We start from the raw sequence: 15,922 nt of genomic DNA on the forward strand, positions 1-15,922 counted from the left end.
CACCTATTGCATATATCAACATCAATTTAAGACATGATCTAATAATAAAAGGAGGATTTTATGTTAAAAAAATTTATTAGTTTTTATAAACCATATAAGAAATTATTCTTTATGGATTTGATAGCAGCGTTTATAGCAGCGTTATGTGATTTAGTTTATCCAATGATGACAAGAACTCTAGTTAATGATTCTATTCCTAATAAAAATATAAGATTAATAGTAGTTTTTGCGGTAACATTATTAATTATATTTTTAGTTAAAGCATTATGTGGTTATTTCATGCAATATTGGGGACATGTTGTTGGAGTAAGAATGCAAGGTGATATGAGAAGAGATGTATTTAATCATCTTCAAAAATTACCTAATAAATATTTTGATAATAATAAGACCGGTGATATTATGTCAAGAATAATAAATGACTTGATGGAAATTTCAGAACTTGCCCATCATGGACCAGAAGATATATTTATATCAATAGTAATGCTTACAGGTTCATTTATTATATTATGCACAATTAATATTCCACTTACATTATTGATTTTTGCATTTATACCTTTTATTGTTTTATTTACTATGTATCAAAGAAAGAAAATGAATAAAGCGTTTCTAGATACAAAAGTAAAAACAGGTGCAATAAATGCAAGTCTTGAAAATAGTATTTCAGGAATAAGTATTTCTAAAGCTTTTGTTAGTCATGAAACAGAACAAGAAAAATTTGAAAAAGGAAACAAGAGATTTATCTTTGCAAGAGAAAAAGCATATAAAGTAATGGCTGAATACTTCTCAGGAGCAGGTTTTGGAATAGATATATTAAATTATGTAGGTTTAATAGGGGGAGGTCTATTTACTTTTAAGGGAATAATAGATATTGGAGATTTTATGGCATATATGTTATATATAAGACTATTTACAGATCCTATTAAGAAGTTAATTAATTTTATGGAACAATTCCAAAATGGTATAACTGGTTTCCAAAGATATATGGAAATTATGAATGAAGATCAAGAAAAGAATAAAAAAGATGCCATTGAATTACATGATGTAAAAGGAGATATAGAATTTAAGAATGTTAGTTTTAGCTATGAAGGAGAAAAAGTATTAGATGATTTTTCCATCGATATAGAAAGCGGAAAAATGTTGGCTTTAGTTGGACATTCTGGTGGAGGAAAAACAACAATTTGTAATTTGATTCCTAGATTTTATGATGTTATGAATGGCGATATACTAATAGATGGAAAAAGTATATATAATGTAACTTTAGATTCATTAAGAGAAAGCATAGGTATAGTACAACAAGAAGTATTTTTATTTACTGGTACTATAAGGGATAATATATTATATGGTAAAACTAATGCAAGCGAAGATGAAATTATAAAAGCGGCTAAAATGGCCAATATTCATGAATTTATTGAAAGCTTGCCAGAAGGATACGATACTTATATTGGAGAAAGAGGCGTAAAATTATCAGGTGGTCAAAAGCAACGTATCTCTATTGCTAGAGTATTTTTAAAGAATCCGTCTATTTTGATACTTGATGAAGCAACATCTGCCTTAGATAATACAACAGAGCATATAATCCAGGAATCCCTTAAGAAATTATGTGAGGGAAGGACAACTATAGTTGTAGCACATAGATTATCAACAATTCAAAATGCAGATGAAATAGTTGTTATTGGAAATAAGGGAATAATAGAAAAGGGAAGTCATAATGAATTAATGAAGTTAAATGGTGAGTATAGTAAATTACAGAAAATAGCTTCAATTTAAAACACAGCAAAATATATAAAGAATAATGAAAAAATTGGTAATTGTATTTAAAGTTCACGAAATTAAGTTGGTTTTGTGAACTTTTTTTATTTTTAGGAATAATAAAAAAAGTTATTTATGGGTAAATTAATATTATAAATTTAAGAAAGATTGTATCTTTTAACCATAACTGTTATGAACTTTTTCCATTTTTAATAAAAGAAAAGAGTAATCACTTTTTATATGAACAATATTAAAGTAACTGAATATTTTGATATAGAGAGTATTAAATTTAGTAGTGAAAATAATTGAGGAGGAAATTTATGATAAAGCACATTAATGATTCAAATTTTGAAAATGAAGTTTTAAATTGTAATGAATTAGTTTTGGTAGATTTTTGGGCAACTTGGTGTGGACCTTGTAGAATGTTATCTCCAGTATTGGAAGAATTAGAAGGGGAATTTGAAAATGTTAAATTTACTAAAATAGATATAGATGAAAATCCATTATCATCTAGAGTTAATGAAATTAGAAGTATTCCAACTATAAAATTATTTAAAAATGGCAAACCAATAGAAACATCAATAGGATTTTTACCTAAAGAAGCTTTATCAGACTTAATTAAAGATAATTTATAATTTAGGAGTTTAAATTTATGCAAGAACGATATGATATTGCAATAATAGGAAGTGGACCCGCAGGCCTTTCAGCAGCTCTAAACGCTAAAATAAGAAATAAGAAGTTTATTGTTTTTGGAAATAGTAATTTGAGTTCAAAATTAGAGAGAGCTCCTAAAATTAATAATTATTTAGGATTTTATGGCATAAGTGGTGAAGATTTAAAAGAAAAATTTTTAAATCATATAAATGCTATGGAAATAGATATAAAAAATGAACGAATAAATAATATTTATGCTATGGGACAATACTTTACATTAATAGGGAATGAAGAAATATATGAATCTAATAGTGTAATAATAGCAACAGGTGTAGAGTATACTAAGGCATTAGATGGAGAAGAAGAATTTCTAGGAAGAGGTGTAGGATATTGTGCTACATGTGATGCACCATTATATAAAGATAAAATAGTATCTATAATATCATATAATAAGGATGGAGAAAAAGATGCTAACTATGTTAGTGAGTTAGCAAAAACAGTTTATTATATACCTATGTATAGAGGTGAATATGATATCAATGATAAAATTACTATAATAGAAGATAAGCCAGTAAAAATTATAGGAGAGGAAAAGGTAGAAAGATTAATCTTAAAAGAAAATAATTTAATAACTGAAGGAGTTTTTTTGCTTAAAAACTTTATATCTCCTAAAGAATTAGTACCTGGTTTAAATATAGTAAATGGTCATGTTGAAGTTAAAAGAAATATGCAAACTAATATAAAAGGATGTTTTGCAGCAGGAGATTGTACTGGAAAACCATATCAATATATTAAAGCAGCTGGAGAAGGGAATATTGCAGTATTAAGTGCTGTTGCATACTTAGATTCATTAAAATAAATTAATATATATATTCAATATAGAACCTTATAAATAAAACGCATTTTAAAATATTTAAAACATTTTAAAATGCGTTTTTGTCATATAGATATTTAGAAGTTTATATAATTAGGAAGTTAATAAAATTAAGTTTCTAATATTTTTTAGTTATTTTTATAAAAACACATTAGTGTATACTAATTATTGAATAAGTCATAAATATGAGTAATTAAATTTATTTTATTAGAAAAAAGTATAGCATAAAACCAATAAATAAAAAATGTTTAGAAATTTATTCGTAGACAAAATTTGTATAAAATGGTTTAATGTTTTATATGAGGGGATTTTAAATATATAGTAATTATAACAATATATTTTATGTGAATTATGGAGGTTAAAATGAATAATAATGAGCAGGAAGACAGTAAAAAACTAAAGTATTTTAGATTGTTAGCTAAGCAATATCCTAACATTGCTTTAGCATCTACAGAAATTATAAATTTAGAAGCAATTCTTAATTTACCCAAAGGTACAGAACATTTTTTAAGTGACATACATGGTGAATATGAGCCTTTTGTACATGTATTAAGAAATGGATCTGGAGTTGTAAAAAGAAAGATAGAAGATCTTTTTGGTAAATCTTTATTAGAAAGTGATATAAAAAGTTTAGCAACTTTAATATATTATCCAGAACAAAAATTAGATATTGTTTTAAAAGAAGAACGAAATATAGATGATTGGTATAAAATAACTTTAAATAGGCTTATAGAAATATGCAGATTTTGTTCATCTAAATATACGAGATCAAAAGTAAGAAAAGCACTTCCATCTGATTTCGCTTATATAATAGAGGAGTTATTGCATGAACAATTTAATGGAATAGATAAACAAGAGTATTATGATAGGATAATAACCACTATTATAGATATAGGAAGAGCAAAAGAATTTATAATTGCATTATCTAAGTTAATACAAAGAATGATTATAGATAGACTTCACATAATAGGAGATATATATGATAGAGGACCAAGACCAGATATTATAATAGATACTCTTATGGAATATCATTCAGTGGATATTCAATGGGGTAACCATGATATGCTTTGGATGGGAGCAGCAGCAGGAGTAAGAACTTGTGTTGCTAATGTTTTAAGAATATCTACACGATATGCAAATCTAGATTTGGTTGAAGAAATTTATGGAATAAATCTTTTACCTTTAGCGACCTTTGCATTAAAGTATTATAAAGATGATCCATGTGAATCATTTATTCCAAAAGTAAAGAAAGATGACCCATCTGCAAGTCAAGAAGTAGATTTAGTATCTAAAATGCATAAAGCTATAACAATATTACAGTTTAAATTAGAAAAGGAAATAATAGATAGAAGACCTGAATTTGAATTAGAAGGAAGATTGTTATTAGATAAAATAGATTATGAAAAAGGGACTATAATATTAAACGGAACTGAATACACATTAAATGATAATAATTTTCCAACAATAGATCCTAAAGATCCATATAAACTTACAGATGAGGAATCAGTGCTTATAGATAAACTTGTCTATTCTTTTGTAAATAGTGATAAATTACAAAAACATGTTAGATTTTTATTTTCTAAAGGAAATATGTATTTAAAATTTAATTCTAATTTATTATTTCATGGATGTATACCTTTAGATGATGAAGGAAATTTAAAAAGTATGTGCATACAAGGCGAAGAATATAAAAGTAAAAGATTATTAGAAAAATTTGATTCTTTATCTAGAGAAGGTTACTTTGAAAAAGTTGGTAGTGAAGAAAAGACTTATGGAATGGATATAATGTGGTATTTATGGACAGGCCCGGTATCACCTTTATTTGGTAAAAAACAAATGGCTACATTTGAAAGATATTTCATAGATGACGAAATATCTCATATAGAAAAGAAGACAGGATATTATAAATTAAGAGATCGAGAGGAAATGTGTGATATGATACTTAGAGAATTTGGATTAGACCCCAATGAATCTAGAATTATAAATGGACATGTGCCAGTAAAAAAGAAAAATGGAGAAAGTCCAATAAAGGCTAATGGTAAAATGATAGTTATTGATGGCGGTTTTTCTAAGGCATATCAAAAGCAAACGGGTATTGCAGGATATACTTTAATATATAATTCTTATGGATTACAATTAGTTTCACATGAACACTTCTCATCTACAGAAGAATCTATAATGAAAGAAAAAGATATTTTATCTACAACTCTTGTAGTAGAGCAAAAACTTAAACGAAAAACAGTAGAAGATACGGATATAGGTAGGGAATTACAAGCTCAAATTAAGGATTTGAAGGAATTATTATTAATATATAGAAAAGGAATAATAAAAGAAATAAGATAAGGTAAATACCTTATCTTATTTCTTTTATTCACAATCATCATTAATAACAATTTTATTTAAATAAAAGTAAAATTCAACTCCATTATCTATGTTTTGAAGATTAAATTCACTATTATGAAGTTTTAATATATTTTTTACTATAGATAATCCAAGACCAGTACTATCTTTAGTTCTTTCTCTTGATTTATCAATTCTATAAAATTTATCAAATAATTTCTTAAGTTCTTCTTTAGGGATATTTATACCCATATTTTTTATGGAGATTTTAAATTTATCATTTTCTTCAGTTACAGATACATTTATTAAATTATGTGTAGGAGTATATTTAATTGCATTAGTTATAATATTAGTTATTACTTGATCCATTTGAAATATATCTGCATAAACATAACTATAAGGACTACTTGAAGTAAATTCAACTTTTAAGTCATATTCTTCAAATTTTAAATGATTATTTTTTAAAATTTTAGAAATTAATCTATTAATATTAAATGATTCTAGTTTTGGTTTTATAGTACCTGATTCTAGTTTTGATAGTTCTAACATATTTTTAACTAAGATATTCATTTTTTGAGATTCACTAATTATAGTTTCTAAATAAGTTAGTGCATCATCTCCAGATACTATTCCATCCTTAAGACCTTCAGCATAGCCTTCAATTATTCCTATAGGAGTTTTTAATTCATGGCTAACATTGTCTACAAACTCTTTTCTCATATTTTCAAGTTTTCTTTCTTTTTCAATATCCTCTTCTAACTTTTGATTTTTCTGTTTTAAATCAGTTAAAGCGTTTTGAAGATTTTTAGAGAGAAAATTTAATGTTCTAGCTAAATTTCCAATTTCATCTTCTCTTTCTACATCACATGAAACAGTAAAATCCATATTAGACATTTTATTAGCCACATTATTTAAGCTTGTAAGTGGCTTAGATATTAAATTAGAGTAAATAGAGGATAGTATACCAGCTATTATTGTTAAACCTAAAAATACATAAATATAAAATTCATCAATTATCTTTGAAGCTTCTTCAATTGGCTGAATTGATGAAACTGAAATTATAACACTATCATTATTAGATTTTAAAGACATAGGTGCTATTATACCAATTTTTTGATTTTCAGCTTCCTTGTTGTAGAATCTAGTTACTTTTATTTGTGATGAATTTATAACATCTAAAATTAAAGTTTTATTATTTATAAGTTCATCGCAAAATTTAGTTAATATAGCTATGTTATCTTTATTTTCAATTTTATTTGGCAGATACATTAATTCTCCATTTAGGGAAAAAATTGCAACTTTTGAGTTGTTGTCATTTTCAAATTTATCAAGAACTTGATATAAAGCATAATCATCATTATTTTGATAAGAATACAAAGTCTGTATTTTACTTATTTCTTTTACCAAAAAAGAAGTTTTTCTATAGAAATAAAATTTTTCAAACAAGAAAGATTGTGTAAAGTAAACTAATAATAATAGTCCAAATATAAGACAAAGAGTTATTACAAATAATCTTTTAGATAAGCTATGTTTCATTATTTAACCTCAAATTTGTAGCCACTACCACGAACAGTGACTATATAAGATGATTTGTCCAGCAATTTTTCTCTAAGTCTTTTAATGTTAGTATCCACAGTACGAATATCACCATAATAATCAATGCCCCATACATTATCCAATATGTTATCACGACTTAATGCAATTCCATCATTATTTATTAGATAAATTAAAAGCTCGTATTCTTTAGGGGATAAAAGTATTATTTTATCATCAACTTTAACCTCATGAGAAAGTTGATTTACACTTAAACCATTGAAATTTTGAATACTTGAGTCTAAATCTTCTCTTGTTCTTTTTAGTAATGCCTTAACCTTTGCAACCAGAACTTTAGGGCTAAAAGGTTTGGTCATATAATCATCTGCACCAAATTCGTATCCTTCAAGTTTATCTTCTTCTTCACCTTTAGCAGTAAGTAAAATTACAGGAACATTTGATACTTCTCTAAGTCTTTCAAGCATCTCTAGCCCATTCATCCTTGGCATCATTATATCTAAGAGTATTAAATCAATTTTTTCTTTACTAAATTGGAAGAGTCCTTCTTCTCCATTTGATGCTTCATAAATATTAAAACCATCTTTTAAAAGATAGTCTCTAATTAAAAATCTAATTTTAAGTTCATCTTCCACAATTAAGATTGATTTTCTCATATTTATACTTCACTCCTTTAAAATTAGAATTATATACTTTTTATATATTTTAGCATTACTTTAAGAATATATCTATAATAAGAGAATCTACATATTAATGAAGTTTAAATAATGTGTTATAATTTTATTTTAGATACTTTATATATTTAAGTAGTTATAATTTATTAGGAGAAGAGTGAATGATAAAATTAAATTTTGATATAAAAAGGCATAAGTTAAAAAATGGGTTAGAGGTAATAACTATAAACAAGAATACACAAATAGCGTCTATAAATATAGGTGTTAAAGTGGGTGCATTAAATGAGAGTTTAGAACAAAAGGGGATAAGTCATTTTATTGAACATTGTTTATTTAAGGGAACATACAAAAGAAGTGATGAGGAGCTTAATAGTGATTTAGAAGCTTTAGGGGGAGAGTACAATGCGTACACTGATTACGAAGCTACTGTGTATACAATTAGTTGTTTGATGGAAGAATTTAATAATGGAGTATCAATATTAAGTGATATGATTATAAATTCTAAATTCGAAGCAAGTGAAATAGAAAAAGAAAGAGGCGTAATTTTAGCTGAAATAAGGACTGGAAAAGATGACTTAGAAGATTATAGCTTTAAAAATGTAAATAATGTAGCATTTACTAAAAGTCCTTTAAAATACGAAGTAGCAGGTCTTGAAGACAATGTTAATAAATTTACTAGAGAAGAAATTAAAAAATACTATGAAAAATACTATACACCTAAAAATTCATTAATCACAATGGTTTCATCATTAAGTCATGATGAAGCAATAAAATTAATAGAAGAAAATTTTGGTATGTGGACTGGAGAAAAACCAGAAAATCTAAAGGTTGTTAAAGAAAAAAATAAGAGTATAACAAAAATTACGTACAAAAAAGATATAGAACAAAGTACAATAATTTATTTGTATACTTTCAACGAGTTAGAAAAAGAAGATGAATTACCACTTAGAATATTAAACCATAGACTGGGAGAGAGCGCTAATTCGCTTTTATTTAGAGAAGTAAGAGAAAATAGAGGTCTTGCTTATGATATATATACAAACTTAGAAATAAGTACTAATATAAAAACACTATATATATACACATCAGTAGCTGAAGAAAACTTAGAAGAAGCTAAAAGTGCAATAGATGAAACATTGAAGAATATCATTGATGGAAAAATTCAAATAGGTGATAGAGATTTAGACGTAATGAAAAAAGTTCATAAAACAGCAGTAATTTCAACATTAGAGGATTCTTTAGAGCTTTGTAATTATATGTTACATCAAGAACTTGAAGGTGAAGATATATTTGAATTTGTTAAAGATATGGAACGATTAAATAATATTGACAAAGTCAAAATAAATGAAGTGAGTAAAAAAGTTTTTAAAAGTCCAACTATTCATATACTAAAATCTAATTAATAAAATTTTACACAGTTTTAAATCAAATTTAAATAGGTTAAGGTGAGAAAATCAAATGGCTAAAATAACAAAACTAGAAATTCAAAAGAGAAATAAAGAAAGAGTTAATGTATTTTTAGATGAGGAGTATGCATTTTCTATAAGTGCTGAACTTATATATAAAGAGGGAATTAAGGTAAAAGATAATGTAGATTCAGAAAAACTTAAGGAATTAGCAAATAAAGATGCTATTATAAAATGTAGAGAAGCTGCAATAAGAACTATAGAAAGAAATTTAAAAACAGAAAAACAAGTAAGAGATAAATTGAATTTAAAGGGATATGATGAAGAGGCTATAACTAAGGCAATAGATTTTTTAAAGGAGTATGATTTTTTAGATGATAAAGATTATACTAATAAATTTGTTAAAGATAAGTTGAAATCTCAAGGGAGTAATAAAATTAGATACTCACTTATGCAAAAGGGAATATCTAAAGATGTTATAGAAGAGGAACTTAGCAGTATAGATAAAGAAAATGAAAAACAAAGTGCACTTGTTTTAGCACAAAAGAAGCTAAATAGTCTTAGAAAAACGGAAGATGATATGTATAAGATATCAAATAAATTATACAGATTTTTATTATCAAAAGGCTATGGATATGAGATTATCAAAGACGTAGTTAAAGAGGCCATGGATTTTGAACTTTTTGATTAAAGGAGAACATAAATGGAAAAAATTCTTTTATACAAAGTTATGATTTTTGGTATAATAGGACTGTCAATAATGTTTAGTATAATAAAGGTATTAAGGAATTCCAATATTGATTATGTTATTGCTCCTATAATAGATACAATAGCAAGCATATTGACATTTATGCTGATTTTGTTAAAATATGAGAATATTAATAGTATATTATCATACTTTATTAAAAACATTTTAGGAGATTTATATTTAACTAATGGAATAATCAAAATAATTGGTATTATAGCCTTATTTATAATTATAAAATTTATAATAAAATTTATAATTTCAATAATACAATCAACTATTTTTAGCGGTGGAAAGAAAGTTATAAATGAAAGTAAAACATTACTAATTATTTTTTCAACTATATTTGGTATCGCTAGAGCTTGTATTTTTATATTGATATTATTTGTTCCTATAATAATGTTTAATTCTATTCCTAACAATCCTTATCAGATTAATATTTTTAATGATATTACTGCGTTTAATAAAGTAGAAGATATTATAGATAAAAATAAATCTAAAATCATAAATAATGGACTGATTAAGGATATAGCATCGAATAGAATCATTTATTATAATGGGATTACTTTAGATGAAGGGGTAAAATCTAATGATGTTATTAACGAAAAGGCAAGAAAAATAGTATCATCAAGTAAGAATGATAGAGAAAAGGCAAAAAAATTATATTCTTGGATTGGCTCTAATATAACTTATGATTACGACAAAGCGACTAGAGTTTTAAATTCAGAAAATGTAAAAAATAGTGGTGCCATATGTGCATATGAAGAAAGAAATGGTATATGTTTTGATTATGCATGTCTTTATGTAGCTATGGCAAGAGCAACTAACCTTAAGGTTAGATTAATAACTGGAAAAGCATATAATGGAGAAGAATATATAAGTCATGCATGGAATGAAGTATACTTAAGTGATGAAAACAAATGGATTAAAGTTGATTCAACATTTTATAATGCGGGGAATTATTTTGACTGTGATAATTTTGATGAGGTACATATAAAAGATAATATTGCAGGAGAATGGTAGAGTAAGAAGCATATTTATAATATACTTCTTATAAAATATAAGAAGTATATTATTTTTTTGATATTTTTGTAAGTATTAAATTTATGGCTTTTTCGCAATCAGTATCATCATTGCTAATAGCCCATGCTATATTAAAAAATTGCAAGGCTTTATTTAGTTTATTTTTCATAGTGTAGCAGTAGCCTAAATTAAAATAATATTTGCTTTCATTTTGAATAGTAAGAGCATTTTTTAACATAGTGATTGCTTTATCAAACTGCTTTAACTTAATAAAACAAACACCAGCATTATAATATGAACAAGCCTCATTTTGTTTTTGAGTAGCAGATTTTTTATAACAATCAATAGCTCGTAAATAATCTTGAGTATTGTACAATTTATTTCCTTCATTAAAATAGTTCATTTTAACCTCCGAATATATTATTTTATAAGTTATTAAAATATATAAGATCTCCAATATACTAATTAAATACATTTAGATTATAGACATGTAAAATAACTACTATACATAAATAAAACAAAATTGAAATAATAATGTTGTATACAAATAAAAATATTAATATAGAATTTGTATTTTAATTTAGAGTAGGTGAAATTGAAGATGAAGAACTATAAAATAGGATTAGACATTGGCTCGACAACGGTTAAACTAGTTGTTCTTAATCATAAAGAGCAATTAGTATATAGTAAATATGAAAGACATTATTCTGATATAAAGAGTACTATTATAGAGTTAATAGAAGAAGCATATAAAGATCTTGGAAATATTTATTGTACATTAAGCGTAACAGGCTCTGGAGGACTTTCTGTATCTAAATGGCTTAATGTAGAATTTATACAAGAAGTTATTGCATGTTCAAAAACAGTTGAAACAATAATTCCAGAAACAGATGTTGTAATAGAATTAGGTGGAGAAGATGCTAAAATAACTTATTTCAGAGGTGGACTTGAACAAAGAATGAATGGAAGCTGCGCAGGGGGAACAGGAGCATTTATAGATCAAATGGCTGTTTTATTAAATACTGATGCTAGTGGTTTAAATGAATATGCTAAAAGTTTTAATGTTATATATCCAATAGCATCAAGATGTGGAGTATTTGCAAAAACAGATGTACAACCTCTTATAAATGAAGGCGCAAGTAAAGAAGATATTTCGGCGTCTATATTTCAAGCAGTGGTTAATCAAACTATAAGTGGACTAGCGTGCGGTAAACCTATAAAGGGAAATGTAGCTTTCCTTGGAGGACCATTATTCTTTTTATCCGAGTTAAGACAAAGATTTATAGAAACATTAAACCTAAAAGAAGAAGAAGTGATTTTTCCTAAAAATCCACAATTATTTGTAGCACAAGGAGCAGCATTATTATCAACAAAAAATAACTTTACAGATCTTGAGAGTATAGTAAAAAAAGTAAAAAATTTATCTGCAATAAAAGATGATGATGTTGAAAGATTAGATGTATTATTTGAAAATGAAGATGAATATATAAAATTCAAAAAAAGACATGAAAAGGCTAAGGTAAAAAGAGGAGATTTAAATAATTATAAAGGTAAGGCTTTTTTAGGAATAGATGCAGGATCAACAACTACTAAAATTGCATTGATAAATGATAAAGATGAACTTATATATTCTTTATATGAAGGTAATGAGGGTAATCCTCTTAAAAAAGTTATACAAATGTTAAAAGACTTATATTCCAAATTACCAAGTGAAGTTGAAATTACAAATACAACTGTAACAGGATATGGAGAAGCTTTAATTAAATCAGCATTACATATTGATATTGGAGAAATAGAAACAATTGCTCACTATAAGGCTGCAGAATATTTTCTACCAGGAGTTGATTTTATTTTAGATATTGGTGGACAAGATATGAAATGCTTAAAGATAAAAAATGGAACAATAGATAGTATATTGTTAAATGAAGCTTGTTCATCTGGATGTGGTTCTTTTATAGAAACATTTGCGAAATCCTTAAATATGAAAATTGAAAATTTTGCAAAGGAAGCAATTAAATCAAAAGCACCTGTTGATTTGGGCTCAAGGTGTACTGTTTTTATGAATTCAAGAGTTAAGCAGTCACAAAAAGAAGGTGCTGAAATTTCTGATATATCTGCTGGTTTATCATATTCTGTAATAAAAAATGCTTTATTTAAAGTTATTAAATTAAGAGATGAAAAAGATATTGGAGATAAAGTAATAGTACAAGGTGGAACATTCTACAATGATGCTGTACTTAGAAGCTTTGAACTTGTTTCAGGTAGAGAAGCAGTTAGACCAGATATAGCAGGTCTTATGGGTGCTTTTGGATGTGCAATAATATCAAAAGAAAGATATGTAGATGGAGAAAAATCTAGTATACTTTCTAAAGATAAAATTAACAACTTTAATATGACAGCAGTATTTAAGAGATGTGGGAAATGCGGAAATAATTGTCTTTTGACTGTTAATAAATTCTCTACTGATGAAGAGTTTATTTCAGGTAATAGATGTGAAAGAGCACTTGGAGTAGATAAAACTAAAAATGATATTACTAATTTATACAAATATAAGTATAAGAGAACTTTTAATTACATTCCTCTTAAAGAAAATGAAGCTAAAAGAGGAGTAATAGGAATTCCAAGAGTATTAAATATGTATGAGAATTATCCATTTTGGTTTAAAACTTTAACAGCACTTGGATTTAGTGTAAAATTATCACCTTCGTCAAGTAAAAAGATATATGAAAAGGGAATAGAAACAATACCATCAGAATCAGCTTGTTATCCAGCAAAATTAGTTCATGGACATATTATGTCACTTGTAGATTCAGGAGTGAAAACTATTTTTTACCCTTGTATACCATATGAGAAGAATGAATTTGTAAGTGCTAACAATAATTATAATTGTCCAATGGTAACATCATATCCTGAAGTAATTAAAAATAATGTTGATGAATTAAAAGATAAAAATATAAAATATATTTCTCCATTCTTTTCATTAAATGATGAAAAAGAATTAGCAAAGAGAATAGTTCAAGAATTTAAAGATTATAATGTTACATTAAAAGAAGCAGAAATAGCTGTATATTTAGGAGCTAAAGAAAGAGATGAATATAAAAAAGATATACAAAATAAAGGTGAAGAAGTTTTAAAATATCTTGAAGATAACAATAAATACGGAATAGTTTTATGTGGTAGACCATATCATATTGATCCAGAAATAAATCATGGAATTCCTGATGTAATAAATTCTTATGGCATGGCTGTATTAACAGAAGATAGTATATCTCATTTAGGTACTTTAAAAAACAAACTTAGAGTTGTAGATCAATGGACTTATCATTCAAGATTATATAGAGCAGCACAAGCTGTATCAGAAAATAATAATCTTGAAATAATTCAATTAAATTCTTTTGGATGTGGACTAGATGCTGTAACAAGTGATCAGGTTTCTGAAATAATAAGCGCTAAAGGGAAGATATATACTTTACTTAAGATAGATGAAGGAAATAATTTAGGAGCAGCTAAGATTAGAATTAGATCATTAAAAGCTGCAATAGAAGAAAGATTAAGAAAAAATTATGCCCCTATTGAAGAAAAAATAGAATATAAAAATCCTATTTTTACAAAAGAAATGAGAAAAACCCACACGATACTTGTACCACAAATGTCTCCAATTCATTTTAATTTAGTAGAAGAAGCAGGAAGAGCAAGTGGGTATAATATTGAAGTGTTACCTTCAATTGATACTAAAGCTATTGAGGAAGGGTTAAAATATGTAAATAATGATGCATGCTATCCATCTATAATTGTCATTGGTCAAATGATTAATGCTTTAAAATCAGGAAAATATGATTTAAATAATACATCAGTTATTATAAGTCAAACTGGTGGCGGATGTAGAGCAACTAATTATATAGGATTTTTAAAGATGGCTTTAAAACATGCAGGATTTGAAAATGTACCTGTAATATCTTTAAATGCAGTAGGACTAGAAAAACAACCAGGATTTAAAGTAACTTTTAAATTTTTAAATAAATCACTAATGGCTTTAATATATGGTGATTTATTTATGAAAACACTATATAGGACAAGACCATATGAAAAAGAAAAAGGTTCTGCATTTTCATTGTATGAAAAATTCAACGAGAAGGCTAAGAAGATTATAAGAACTGGAAGTAAGAAAGAATTTAATAATAATATAAAAGAAATAATAGAAGCTTTTGATAAATTACCATTACTAGATATTAAGAAGCCAAGAGTTGGAGTTGTGGGTGAAATATTAGTTAAGTTCCATCCCACTGCTAATAATGATATAGTTGGTATATTGGAAAGAGAAGGTGCTGAAGCTGTAGTGCCTGATTTATTAGACTTTTTCCTATATTCAGCATATGATGATGTTTTTAAGCATGATTATCTTGCAGGAAGTTTAAAGAATAAAGTTATTAGCAAATTGGCTATAGCATATATAGAAAGTTTTAGAAAATCTATGAAAAAATATTTAGACAATAGTAGTAGATTTACAGCACCAAAGCATATAACAGAATTAGGTAAATTAGCTTCACCAATAGTATCGCTTGGAAATCAAACTGGAGAAGGCTGGTTTTTAACGGCAGAAATGATTGAGTTGATTGAAAATGATGCTGAAAATATAGTGTGTATGCAACCTTTTGCATGTTTACCAAATCATGTAACCGGAAAAGGTATGATAAAAGCACTTAAAGAAAAATATCCAAAGTCTAATATAGTTGCAATAGATTATGATCCAGGCGCATCAAATGTAAATCAATTAAATAGAATTAAGCTAATGCTTTCAGTTGCATTTAAAAATATAGAAGATCAAATTATATTATGCAAGAATATAGAATCTAAGGACAATGTGTTAAAAAAAGAAGTTAGTATAACCTTGGAAAAAAAAGAATAA

General features: G+C 26.3%; 11 protein-coding genes. 8 read left to right on the top strand and 3 right to left on the bottom strand.

What is annotated here, in order from left to right; genetic code table 11:
* Window positions 1-60 precede the first annotated feature (60 nt).
* The 4 genes from NG901_RS07245 (at window position 61) to NG901_RS07260 (ending at window position 5,620) form a co-directional block, all read left to right on the top strand.
* Window positions 61-1,767 (top strand): ABC transporter ATP-binding protein, encoded by a 1,707-nt coding sequence (locus NG901_RS07245; protein WP_252213150.1) that lies wholly within the window; start codon window positions 61-63, stop codon window positions 1,765-1,767.
* 302 nt (window positions 1,768-2,069) lie between these two features.
* Window positions 2,070-2,384 carry a thioredoxin gene (gene trxA, locus NG901_RS07250; RefSeq protein WP_252213151.1) on the top strand — a complete coding sequence of 105 codons (315 nt, stop codon included), beginning with the start codon at window positions 2,070-2,072 and terminating at the stop codon, window positions 2,382-2,384.
* Window positions 2,385-2,401: 17 nt separating this feature from the next.
* Window positions 2,402-3,262: an NAD(P)/FAD-dependent oxidoreductase gene (locus tag NG901_RS07255; RefSeq protein ID WP_252213152.1), complete on the top strand. Its 861-nt coding sequence runs from the start codon at window positions 2,402-2,404 to the stop codon at window positions 3,260-3,262.
* Window positions 3,263-3,628: 366 nt separating this feature from the next.
* On the top strand, window positions 3,629-5,620 hold the full coding sequence (locus NG901_RS07260; RefSeq protein WP_252213153.1) for a fructose-1,6-bisphosphatase: 1,992 nt from the start codon (window positions 3,629-3,631) through the stop codon (window positions 5,618-5,620).
* A 24-nt stretch (window positions 5,621-5,644) separates the two neighbouring features.
* On the opposite strand, the gene NG901_RS07265 is transcribed toward NG901_RS07260, so the two are convergent.
* Window positions 5,645-7,153 (bottom strand): HAMP domain-containing sensor histidine kinase, encoded by a 1,509-nt coding sequence (locus NG901_RS07265; RefSeq protein WP_252213154.1) that lies wholly within the window; start codon window positions 7,151-7,153, stop codon window positions 5,645-5,647.
* Window positions 7,153-7,824 carry a response regulator transcription factor gene (locus tag NG901_RS07270; RefSeq protein WP_252213155.1) on the bottom strand — a complete coding sequence of 224 codons (672 nt, stop codon included), beginning with the start codon at window positions 7,822-7,824 and terminating at the stop codon, window positions 7,153-7,155. Before NG901_RS07270 ends, NG901_RS07265 begins: the two co-directional genes overlap by 1 nt.
* A 179-nt stretch (window positions 7,825-8,003) precedes the next feature.
* On the opposite strand from NG901_RS07270, the gene NG901_RS07275 reads away from it, so the two are divergent.
* The 3 genes from NG901_RS07275 to NG901_RS07285 are packed head-to-tail and all read left to right on the top strand — an operon-like array spanning window position 8,004 to window position 11,016.
* Entirely contained in the window at window positions 8,004-9,245 is a 1,242-nt protein-coding gene (locus tag NG901_RS07275; RefSeq protein WP_252213156.1) for a M16 family metallopeptidase, read from the top strand.
* A gap of 55 nt (window positions 9,246-9,300) precedes the next feature.
* The gene (gene recX / locus NG901_RS07280) at window positions 9,301-9,939 is read left to right on the top strand and encodes a recombination regulator RecX (RefSeq protein ID WP_252213157.1); all 639 of its coding nucleotides are present in this window, start codon (window positions 9,301-9,303) and stop codon (window positions 9,937-9,939) included.
* A gap of 12 nt (window positions 9,940-9,951) precedes the next feature.
* The gene (locus tag NG901_RS07285; protein ID WP_252213158.1) at window positions 9,952-11,016 is read left to right on the top strand and encodes a transglutaminase-like domain-containing protein; all 1,065 of its coding nucleotides are present in this window, start codon (window positions 9,952-9,954) and stop codon (window positions 11,014-11,016) included.
* 49 nt (window positions 11,017-11,065) lie between these two features.
* On the opposite strand, the gene NG901_RS07290 is transcribed toward NG901_RS07285, so the two are convergent.
* Entirely contained in the window at window positions 11,066-11,419 is a 354-nt protein-coding gene (locus NG901_RS07290) for a tetratricopeptide repeat protein (RefSeq protein ID WP_252213159.1), read from the bottom strand.
* A 198-nt stretch (window positions 11,420-11,617) separates the two neighbouring features.
* Between NG901_RS07290 and NG901_RS07295 the strand changes: the two genes are divergently transcribed.
* Entirely contained in the window at window positions 11,618-15,922 is a 4,305-nt protein-coding gene (locus NG901_RS07295) for a 2-hydroxyacyl-CoA dehydratase (RefSeq protein ID WP_252213160.1), read from the top strand.

Origin of the sequence: Clostridium sp. CMCC3677 (assembly GCF_023845585.1) — a bacterium.
In the GTDB taxonomy this organism is placed as follows: domain Bacteria; phylum Bacillota; class Clostridia; order Clostridiales; family Clostridiaceae; genus Clostridium; species Clostridium aquiflavi.